Below are 1,937 nucleotides of genomic sequence, written 5' to 3'. Positions count from 1 at the left end.
GCGGCCAGCCAGGCGGGCAGGTGCCGGGAGGGCGGGCGCCGGGAGGGGGGAGGACCGGCGGGGAGGCGTCGGGAAGCCTTGGGCTTGGCAGATACCCCCCGGGATGAGACGGTCCGGGACGGCCTGCGCCCGGCCGGCGCTGTTTCCGTGCGACCCTGCAATGGGTCCGCGGCCAGTTCGGGAGAAAGGGCGAGTTCGCGGTGAATGGTTTCCCAGACCGCTGGATCCGGCGGCTCGAGGGTTGGTTCGGGGTTGGCCCTCACCGCCTCCACCGCCCGGCGCAGCGCGTGGTACTCCTCCGCGCACTGGCTGCAGCGGCGCAGATGGTCCCTGTCCGATTGGTTGCCGACGGCGTCGTCCAGCGCCAGCAGGCTGATCAGTTCCGGTTCAAGATGCTGCATGGTCGACCTCCAATCGGCTCCTCAGGTGGTGCAAACTGCGATGAATATGGCTTTTGACGGTACCAACGGGAAGGTCCAGCCGGTGGGAAATCTGCTCGTGGGTCAGATCCTCGTAGAACGCCAGGCGCATGATGGAGCCCTTGGGTTCACCCAGCCGCTCCAGCTCATCGTCCAGCAGCAGGCGGTCTGCGAGGACCTCCGGTGACTGGGAGTCCCGGGCGAATTCGGGGTCGGGCATGACCGCCGAAACGGCCCGCAGTTTGTGCTGCTCGCGGGCGGCGGAAGAATACGCGTCGGCGATGGCGCGGCGGGTGATCCCCACGATCCAGGCCGGCAACCGGCCGAGCGTCGGATCGAATCCTTCCCGCGATCGCCACGCCCGGATGAATACTTCCTGGGTGATATCGTCCGCCGCGGACTTGTCTTGCAGGGCCCTGGAGGCCAGCGTGTGGACGAGCGGGGCCAGGTGCCGGTAGGCATCGGCGATGGCAGCCTCCTCACCCGCCGCGAAGGCTGCGTCGATGTCCGAGTCCCACGCTTCGAAAGGATGAGGTACCAAGCCTGCGTCCTTCCGGTTGGTCGGAGGAAACGCCACGCGAACAGTTGTTGCGGGACCGGAAAAGTCAGTCGGGAACTGCCGTGACAACCACATTGTGGCTGTAATCCTCTCGCGCGTCCAGCCATTGGCCACCGCAGGTGACCAGCTTGAGCAGCGGTTGTCCATCGCGGCGGAAGATGCCGTTTCCGTCGAAATCGTCCTTGTCCATCAGCGCCACCTCGGTAACGCGGTAGGTCACGGGGTCGGCGGCAGCCCGTTCCACCGTGATGCGGGTGCCCTGTTCGAGCTGCCTCAGTTCGGAGAAGGGAGCCAGGCCCGCCAAGGTGTCGACGTGGGCCGCTATCACCGCGGTCCCCGCCCGGTCACCCGGCGCGGCACCGTAGCGGTACCAACCCGCCTGCTCCACCGACTCGGGGATCTCCATGGCGTTACCCGTTGTGACGCCGACGTCGACGACGCTCACATCGATTGACGTGCCGGCCACGACCAGCCGGGTGGGCGGCGTCTCCTGATTGGCGGCGGTCAGTGGTGCGGCCAGCCGCACCGGAATGTCGGCAGGGTCGGGGATCTTGTCGACCGCCGGGACCGCGGTTTCGCCCGGCCCTGCGGGGTTTCCAACAGCTGCCGGGGAGGCCGCCGGAACCAGCTGTCGGCCCGCGGCCGGCTGCATGGGTCCGGCGCAGCCGGTAGCGGCGATCAAGACGCCGCAGCACAGGAGCCCTGCGCGGGTGCCCATCGTCGTCGTCGGTACGGTTGTCATGATTCTTTCCTCGAGGGGTGGTTGCCGGCGCCAAAGCGATGGAAGCCGGCGGCGCCCCGGGCTGGCGCCGCCGGCTTCTTTTCGGACCCGTCGCAGTTAGTCGGTGGTGCGAACCGCTTGCTTGCGACGGGCGACTGCGCCGGTGCCGAGGAGCAGCAGCACTGCTCCGCCGGCAACCGCGGCGATGGTGTAGTCCGGGCCGGCCTCTGCGGCCGCG

2 protein-coding genes and 1 pseudogene are annotated in these 1,937 nt (G+C 68.5%); all 3 read right to left on the bottom strand.

Translation table 11 applies throughout. The annotated features are described in order from the left end of the window. Window positions 1–401: pseudogene (locus AC5RUJ_RS15340) on the bottom strand (anti-sigma factor); the annotation flags it as partial. Further along, a complete protein-coding gene (locus AC5RUJ_RS15335; protein WP_494128544.1) occupies window positions 388–960 on the bottom strand; it encodes an RNA polymerase sigma factor in 573 nt (190 codons plus the stop codon). The gene AC5RUJ_RS15335 and the pseudogene AC5RUJ_RS15340, both read right to left, overlap by 14 nt. Window positions 961–1,024: 64 nt before the next feature. Further along, window positions 1,025–1,720 carry a class F sortase gene (locus tag AC5RUJ_RS15330; RefSeq protein ID WP_494128545.1) on the bottom strand — a complete coding sequence of 232 codons (696 nt, stop codon included), beginning with the start codon at window positions 1,718–1,720 and terminating at the stop codon, window positions 1,025–1,027. Window positions 1,721–1,937: the final 217 nt, after the last annotated feature.

Source organism: Arthrobacter sp. Y3223164 (assembly GCF_059091005.1).
Note: the sequence above shows the minus strand (reverse complement) of the source record. Positions and strands in the feature narration are given on the sequence as shown.